Annotated in this window: 8 protein-coding genes and 1 pseudogene; 7 read left to right on the forward strand and 2 right to left on the reverse strand. The window is 72.3% G+C overall.

The features are described 5' to 3' along the window. Window positions 1-33 precede the first annotated feature (33 nt). The 4 genes and pseudogenes from HYE82_RS31790 to hypE form a co-directional block, all read left to right on the forward strand. A pseudogene (locus tag HYE82_RS31790) lies at window positions 34-408 on the forward strand (carbamoyltransferase HypF); the annotation flags it as partial. Further along, window positions 377-721, forward strand: coding sequence for a HypC/HybG/HupF family hydrogenase formation chaperone (locus HYE82_RS31795; RefSeq protein ID WP_179177669.1), 345 nt, complete (start codon window positions 377-379; stop codon window positions 719-721). The pseudogene HYE82_RS31790 and the gene HYE82_RS31795, both read left to right, overlap by 32 nt. Continuing rightward, complete coding sequence (gene hypD / locus HYE82_RS31800; RefSeq protein ID WP_179177670.1) at window positions 718-1854, forward strand: hydrogenase formation protein HypD; 1137 nt, start codon at window positions 718-720, stop codon at window positions 1852-1854. Before HYE82_RS31795 ends, hypD begins: the two co-directional genes overlap by 4 nt. After that, window positions 1847-2908, forward strand: a complete 1062-nt coding sequence (hypE, locus tag HYE82_RS31805; protein ID WP_309144513.1) for a hydrogenase expression/formation protein HypE — start codon at window positions 1847-1849, stop codon at window positions 2906-2908. Before hypD ends, hypE begins: the two co-directional genes overlap by 8 nt. 42 nt (window positions 2909-2950) lie before the next feature. On the opposite strand, the gene HYE82_RS31810 is transcribed toward hypE, so the two are convergent. Further along, the gene (locus tag HYE82_RS31810) at window positions 2951-3790 is read right to left on the reverse strand and encodes a class II glutamine amidotransferase (protein ID WP_179177676.1); all 840 of its coding nucleotides are present in this window, start codon (window positions 3788-3790) and stop codon (window positions 2951-2953) included. A 192-nt stretch (window positions 3791-3982) separates the two neighbouring features. Here HYE82_RS31810 and HYE82_RS31815 point away from each other — a divergent pair, with 192 nt between their 5' ends. The 3 genes from HYE82_RS31815 to HYE82_RS31825 all read left to right on the forward strand — a co-directional run bounded on the left by HYE82_RS31815 (window position 3983) and on the right by HYE82_RS31825 (window position 6271). Then, the gene (locus HYE82_RS31815; RefSeq protein ID WP_179177671.1) at window positions 3983-4708 is read left to right on the forward strand and encodes a DUF72 domain-containing protein; all 726 of its coding nucleotides are present in this window, start codon (window positions 3983-3985) and stop codon (window positions 4706-4708) included. A 186-nt stretch (window positions 4709-4894) separates the two neighbouring features. Next, window positions 4895-5542: a DUF4360 domain-containing protein gene (locus HYE82_RS31820; RefSeq protein WP_179177672.1), complete on the forward strand. Its 648-nt coding sequence runs from the start codon at window positions 4895-4897 to the stop codon at window positions 5540-5542. Window positions 5543-5590: 48 nt separating this feature from the next. Beyond that, window positions 5591-6271, forward strand: coding sequence for a DUF4360 domain-containing protein (locus HYE82_RS31825; protein WP_179177673.1), 681 nt, complete (start codon window positions 5591-5593; stop codon window positions 6269-6271). Between the two features lie 95 nt (window positions 6272-6366). Here the strand turns inward: HYE82_RS31825 and HYE82_RS31830 are convergent. Further along, the coding region (locus HYE82_RS31830) for a L,D-transpeptidase (protein WP_179177674.1) at window positions 6367-7221 on the reverse strand (855 nt) is incomplete at its 5' end.

Genomic DNA, 7221 nt, shown 5'->3' on the forward strand with positions numbered 1-7221 from the left:
AGATTTGTATAAGAGACAGCCCCGGACACCGCCCCCGTCGTCGCCGACCCGGCCCCCGTCCTGGCCGCCGTGGTCGCCGACCTGCGCGCCGGCACCCCGGCACCCGTGATCGCGGCCCGCTTCCACACCGCGGTCGCCGCCCTCGTCGTCGGCCTGGCCGCCCTCGCCCGCGAGCGGCACGGCCTCGACACCGTCGCCCTCACCGGCGGCGTCTTCGCCAACACCGTGCTCTCGTCGGCCTGCACCCGTCTGCTGCGCGGGCGCGGCTTCACCGTCCTGCGCCACCACCGCATCCCGCCGAACGACGGCGGACTGGCCCTCGGCCAGCTCATGGTGGCGGCCTGCGCCCCGCACCACCCACACCAAGGAGAGGTTCATGTGCCTGGCGGTACCCGGCAGAGTGCTTGACATCGGGGAGAAGGACGGCACCCGGATGGCGACCGTCGACTTCGGCGGAGTGGTCAAGGAGGTGTGCCTGGAGTACCTGCCCGACCTGCAGGTCGGCGAGTACGCCATCGTCCACGTCGGGTTCGCCCTGCAGCGCCTCGACGAGGAGTCGGCCCGGCATACCCTCGACCTCTTCGCGGAACTCGGCATGCTCCAGGAGGAGTTCGGCGACCCCTGGGAGCGGGCGGCGGCGGAGGCGGGCGCCGGACAGGACTGGCCCGACGACCCGGCGCCGGCCGGGGACACAGCAGCACGGGAGGCGCGGCAGCCGTGAAGTACGTCGACGAATTCCAGGACCCCGCGCTGGCCCGCCGGCTGCTCGACGACATCCACGCCACCGTGACCCGCCCCTGGGCGCTCATGGAGGTCTGCGGCGGCCAGACGCACAGCATCATCCGGCACGGCATCGACCAGCTCCTGCCCGAACAGGTCGAGTTGATCCACGGCCCGGGCTGCCCCGTGTGCGTGACCCCGCTGGAGGTCATCGACAAGGCGCTGGAGATCGCCTCCCGCCCCGGGGTGGTCTTCTGCTCGTTCGGCGACATGCTGCGCGTCCCCGGCACCGGCCGGGACCTCTTCCAGGTGCGCGGTGAGGGCGGTGACGTACGCGTCGTCTACTCCCCGCTCGACGCGCTGCGGATCGCCCGGCAGAACCCGGACCGCGAGGTGGTGTTCTTCGGCATCGGCTTCGAGACCACCGCACCGCCCAACGCCATGACGGTGTACCAGGCGCGCAAGCTCGGCATCCGCAACTTCAGCCTGCTGGTCTCCCACGTCCGGGTGCCCCCGGCCATCGAGGCGATCATGAACTCGCCCGGTTGCCGGGTGCAGGCCTTCCTCGCCGCCGGGCACGTGTGCAGTGTGATGGGCACGGCGGAGTACCCGGAACTCGCCGCCCGCCACCGGGTCCCGATCGTCGTCACCGGCTTCGAACCGCTCGACATCCTCGAAGGCGTACGCCGGGCCGTGCACCGGCTCGAACGAGGCGAGTACACCGTCGACAACGCGTACGCGCGGGCCGTCCGCCCCGAGGGGAACCCGGCGGCCCTCGCCATGCTGGAGGACGTCTTCGAAGTCACCGACCGGTCCTGGCGGGGCATCGGCGTCATCCCGGACAGCGGCTGGCGGCTGTCCGAGCGGTACCGGGAGTACGACGCCGAGCACCGCTTCTCCGTCACCGGCATCGCCACGGAGGAACCCGCCGAATGCCGCAGCGGCGAGGTCCTCCAGGGGCTGATCAAGCCGCACCAGTGCGAGGCGTTCGGCACCACCTGCACCCCGCGCACCCCGCTCGGCGCCACGATGGTCTCCAGCGAGGGCGCCTGCGCCGCGTACTACCTCTACCGGCGCCTCGACATCACCCCGGCGCGCCGGACCGCACCGCTGGAGGCGACCCCCCGTGTCTGACACCGCCCTCGACATCGCCGGCTGGACCTGCCCGACCCCCTTGCGCGATCACCCCCGGGTGGTCATGGGGCACGGCGGGGGCGGCGCACTCTCCGCCGAGCTGGTCCGGCACGTCTTCGCCCCGGCCTACGGCGGCGGGCTGCTGGACGGCCTCGGCGACAGCGCCGCCCTCACGCTGGGCGGCGCCCGGCTGGCCTTCTCCACCGACTCGTACGTGGTCCGGCCGCTGTTCTTCCCCGGCGGCAGCATCGGCGACCTCGCGGTCAACGGCACGGTCAACGACCTCGCCATGAGCGGCGCCCGTGCCGCCTACCTGTCCTGCGCCTTCATCCTGGAGGAGGGCGTCGAGCTGTCCGTCGTCGCCCGGGTGGCCGAGGCGCTCGGCTCGGCCGCGCGCGCCGCGGGCGTGGAGGTGGCGACCGGCGACACCAAGGTCGTCGAAGCCGGGCACGGCGACGGCATCTACCTCAACACGGCGGGCATCGGACTGATCCCGGAGGGGGTGGACCTGCGCCCGCAGCGGGTCGTGCCGGGCGACGTGGTCATCGTCAGCGGGGAGATCGGCCTCCACGGGGTGGCCATCATGAGCGTCCGCGAGAACCTGGGCTTCGACGTGGAGACGGTCAGCGACTGCGCGCCGCTGGGCGGGCTCGTGCAGACCATGCTCGCGGTCACCCCCGACCTGCACGTGCTGCGCGACCCCACGCGCGGGGGCCTGGCAGCGGCGCTGAACGAGATCGCCGCCGCCTCGGGCACCGGCGTCCTGCTGAACGAGGGCCGGGTGCCGGTGCCGGCCGCCGTGGCCAACGCCTGCGCCGTCCTCGGCCTCGACCCGCTGTACGTCGCGAACGAGGGCAAGCTGGTCGCGTTCGTGCCGCGCGAGCACGCCGACGCGGTCCTCGACGCGATGCGCGCGCACCCGCTGGGCCGGCACGCGGCGGTGGTCGGCGAGGCCGTCGAGGCGCACCCCGGCATGGTGGTCGCCCGGACCGGCCTCGGCGGCACCCGCGTGGTGGACCTGCCGATCGGTGAGCAACTGCCCCGGATCTGCTGACCTCCGACCCGCCGGCGCCCTCCGGGGGCGCGGCGCGGGGGTTCAGGGCAGCTCGGGAATGAAGGGCAGGTAGTCCGCGGGGCCCTCCAGCGGCACGACGACGTAGCTCGCCTCCGGGAGTTCGTTCCACACTCCCGGAAGGTCGCCCAGCGGCTCGGAGACCACCAGCCGGGTCGCGTCCGAGACCTCCCGCAGGAAGGGCAGTTCCGGGTACAGCTGGCGCACGGTCTCGGCGCGGCTGCTGTAGAACAGCGAGCGGGACCTGCCCTGGCTGGAGTAGCGGAAGGCCCACACCCGCTCGCCGTCGCTGACGGCCACCGTCATCTGCAGCGGGTCCGCGACGCCGTGCTCCTTGCCCAGCCGCTCGACGAGCCCCGCCATCCGGCCGACCGCACCGGGCACGTCCTGGTCGAGGCCGTACGTGACGGCCAGGTAGAACATCACCTCGGAGTCCGTGGAGCCCTCGATGCACGGGAACAGGGCCGGGTCCACTGCCATGCACAGGTCGCGCTGGAGGCGGGCGAAGTCCGTGATGGCCCCGTTGTGCATCCACATCCAGCGGCCGTGCCGGAACGGATGGCAGTTGGTCTGCTGGATGGCCGAACCGGTCGAGGCGCGGACGTGGGCGAAGAACAGCTGCGAGCGGATGTGGGAGGCCAGCTCGCGCAGATTGCGGTTGCTCCAGGCCGGACCGATGTCGCGGAAGACCGCCGGCGTGCCGTCCCCGTCCGTGCTGTACCAGCCGATGCCGAAGCCGTCGCCGTTGGTGGTCTCGACCCCCATCTTCGCGTGGAGACTCTGGTTGATCAGCGAGTGCTCCGGCTGATAGAGGACCGCGTCGAGGAGCATCGGCGACCCGGAGTAGGCGAGCCAGCGACACATGAGCATCATCCCTCTCCTGCACCCCGTCCGAGCCTAACGCGGCGCGGCGCTCCCCGCCCTGCCCGAGTGCCCTCCCGAGCCGGGTGTCGGGCCGGGCGGGTGCATCGTCCGTGTCGCGGAGGCAGGGGCGGTGGCCGGTCCAGGGCGTCCGGGCGGATGCGGGGCCGGTCGCGGCCGGTCATCATCGGCACCATGCCCGTGCTTGTCGGAACCTCCGGATGGCAGTACCGGGACTGGTCGGGGGTCCTCTATCCCGCCGGCCGGCCGCAGCGGCTCTGGCTGGAGGAGTACGCCGCCCACTTCGCCACCGTGGAGAGCAACAACGCCTTCTACCGGCTGCCCGCCCCGCACACCTTCGCCGACTGGCGCGAGCGCACCCCGGACGGCTTCCTCTTCGCCGTGAAGGCCAGCCGCTTCCTGACCCACATCAAGCGCCTGCGCGATCCGGAGGAACCGGTCCGGCGGCTGTTGGCGCACGCCGAGGCCCTCGGCGACCGGCTGGGTCCGATCCTGCTCCAGCTGCCTCCCACCCTGCGCGCCGACCCGCAGGCCCTGGACGCCTGCCTCGCCTGCTTCCCGCCCGGAACCCGGGTGGCCGTGGAACCCCGCCACGGCTCCTGGTGGAATCCGGACGTCCGGGAGGTTCTCACCGCACGTGGCGCGGCGCTGTGCTGGGCCGACCGCGGCTCGCGTCCGGTGACCCCGCTCTGGCGCACCGCCGACTGGGGCTACCTGCGCTTCCACGAGGGCGCGGCGCAGCCCTGGCCCCGCTACGGGGCGACCGCCCTGCGTTCGTGGGCCGGCCGGATCGCGGACGCCTGGCCGCGGGAGGCGGACGTGTTCGCCTACTTCAACAACGACCCGGGCGGGGCGGCGGTCCGCGACGCCGACGCCTTCCGGCGGCTGTTCCCCTCCTGACCTCACCGGACTCCGAACGTCCGGGTCCGCCGCGGCCGCCGGCCCGTTCCCGGGGGCGGGCGGAATCCGGTCACGGACCGCTGCCCGGGCCGGTTGGCCGTATCGCAGCCTTCCCAGCCCGCGCCCCCCGTGGTGGCATGTGCATGCCCAAATGTGAAGCCGTCTCCGGGATGAATGGGGAATCGAATGGCGCTCCGCAGGCTCACCGTCGTCGCCACGGCGGTGGCGGCGTTATCCGTACCGGCTCTGCCCGCCCACGCGGAAAGCGAGACCGCACCGCCCGGGAGAATCACCGTGGACGTCGTGGGCGTCAACGGATCGGGCTGCCCGCAGGGCACCGCGAGCGTGGCCGCGGCCTCCGACAACACCTCGTTCACCGTCACGTACAGCGACTACCTCGCCCAGACGGGCGGCGGCGCCGGCGGGACGGAGTTCCGCAAGAACTGCCAGCTCGCCCTCCAGATCCACGTGCCGCAGGGCTTCACGTACGCCATCGCCCGCGCCGACTACCGCGGCTTCGCCCACCTCCAGCGCGGCGCCTACGGCCAGGAGCGCGCCAACTACTACTTCCAGGGCATGGCACAGTCGGCCCGCACCGTGCACCAGTTCAACGGCCCGTACAGCGACAGCTGGCAGGCGAGCGACCGGACCGAGTACGCCGACCTGGTCTGGGCCCCCTGCGGCGAGGAGCGCAACCTCAACGTCAACACCGAGCTGCGCGTCTACCCGGGCGCCTCGAACCCGCAGGCCCTGAGCTTCATGAGCATGGACTCCACGGACGGCAGCGTCAGCACGGTCTACCACTTCGCCTGGAAGGAATGCCCCGGGGTCTGACAGGGCGTGCGCAGAGGAACACCGAACACACGGTCAGGAGCGACAACGATGTCCCATTCCCTGTCCCGCACCCTTCTCACCGGTGCCGCCGCGGCCGCGCTGATCGCGACGGCGGCCGCGGCACCGGCCGGAGCCGCAGGCCACACACCCCAGATCACCGCACCCCCGGACAAGATCGTGATCGAACTCGCCACGGTGAACGGGTCGGGCTGCCGCGAGGGCACCGCCGAAGTGGCCGTGGCCCCCGACAACACCGCCTTCACGGTCACCTACAGTGAGTACCTCGCGCAGGTCGGACCCGGCGCGCCGCCGACCGCATTCCGCAAGAACTGCCAGCTCAATCTCCGGGTTCACGTTCCTTCGGGATTCACCTATGCGATCGTCCAGGCGGACTACCGCGGCTTCGCATTCCTCCAGCCCGGAGCATGGGGGCAGGAACGGGCGAACTACTACTTCCAGGGAATGCCCCAGACGACCTCGCGCACCCACCAGTTCAACGGACCGCTGAACGACAACTGGCAGGCGACCGACCGGACCGAATACGCGGACCTCGTCTGGGCGCCCTGCGGGGAAAAGCGCAATTTCAACATCAACACGGAACTGAGGGTGAACGCGGGAACGTCGAACCCGCAGGCCGCCACCAGCTTCATGACGATGGACTCCACGGACGCCAGCGTGAGCACGCTCTACCACCTCGCCTGGCAGACCTGCCCGGCCCCGCGCAGGTAATCCGCAGCCCGCAGCCGGCCGGCACCGCGCCGGCCGCCGTACCCGGTCCGCGTCGCGCGGGCCGGGTACGGCACTCCCGGACAGCGCACCGGCGGTCAGGTCATCGGGTGCAGCCGGGACGTGGTGCGCCCCGACACCGAGGACGAGGACGCCGCCGGCACCGCCCCCGCGGCGGCCTGCCCGGGGACGGAGGCCAGGGCGCTGCCCTTCAGCCACGCCGACCAGTCGAGGTTCCAGTCGCCGAAGCCGTTGGCGAACGGGGCCATCGGCTCCCCGCCGCTGTTCACCACCTCGACGATGTCCCCCACCCGCACCGTCTTGAAGAACCAGGCCGCGTTCGCGGTGCTCATCCCCGTACAGCCGTGGCTGACGTTCTCCACGCCGTGGGCGTCCGCCGACCAGGGCGCCGCGTGCACGTACTCCCCGCTCCACGTCACCCGCGTCGCCCAGAAGACCGACAGGTCGTAGAACTCCTTCGTGCCCCGCTGGATGCCGACGGTGTCCCCCCGCATGCGGACCCTCTCCTCCTTGCCGAGGACGACCTTGATGCCGCTGCGGGTCAGGAACCCCGCCTTCCCCGTGGTGACCGGGATCGTCCGCAGGATCCGGCCGTTGCGCCGTACGGTCATCTCGTGGGCGGCGGAATCGGTGACCGCCTCGATCCGGTCCCCGACGGTGAACTCCACGGGCTCCGATGGGCCCCCGTACCCGTGGCCGCCGACCTTCACCCCGTCGAGCCCGCTGCGCACCCGCACCACCGCGTGCGCCGGCCAGTACGTGCGCGGCCGGTAGTGGAGGGTCGAGTCGTCCACCCAGTGCCAGGATCCCTCGACCGCCGGCTCCGAGGTCACCTCCAGCGCGCGCTCGACCCGGATCCGCGACTCCCGGTCGGCCGCGGGAACCGGGTGGCTCAGCGCGGCCGTCACGATCTGCCCCGCCCCGTACGTCCC

It is taken from the genome of Streptomyces sp. BR123, from assembly GCF_013401435.1.
Classification (GTDB): Bacteria; Actinomycetota; Actinomycetes; order Streptomycetales; family Streptomycetaceae; genus Streptomyces.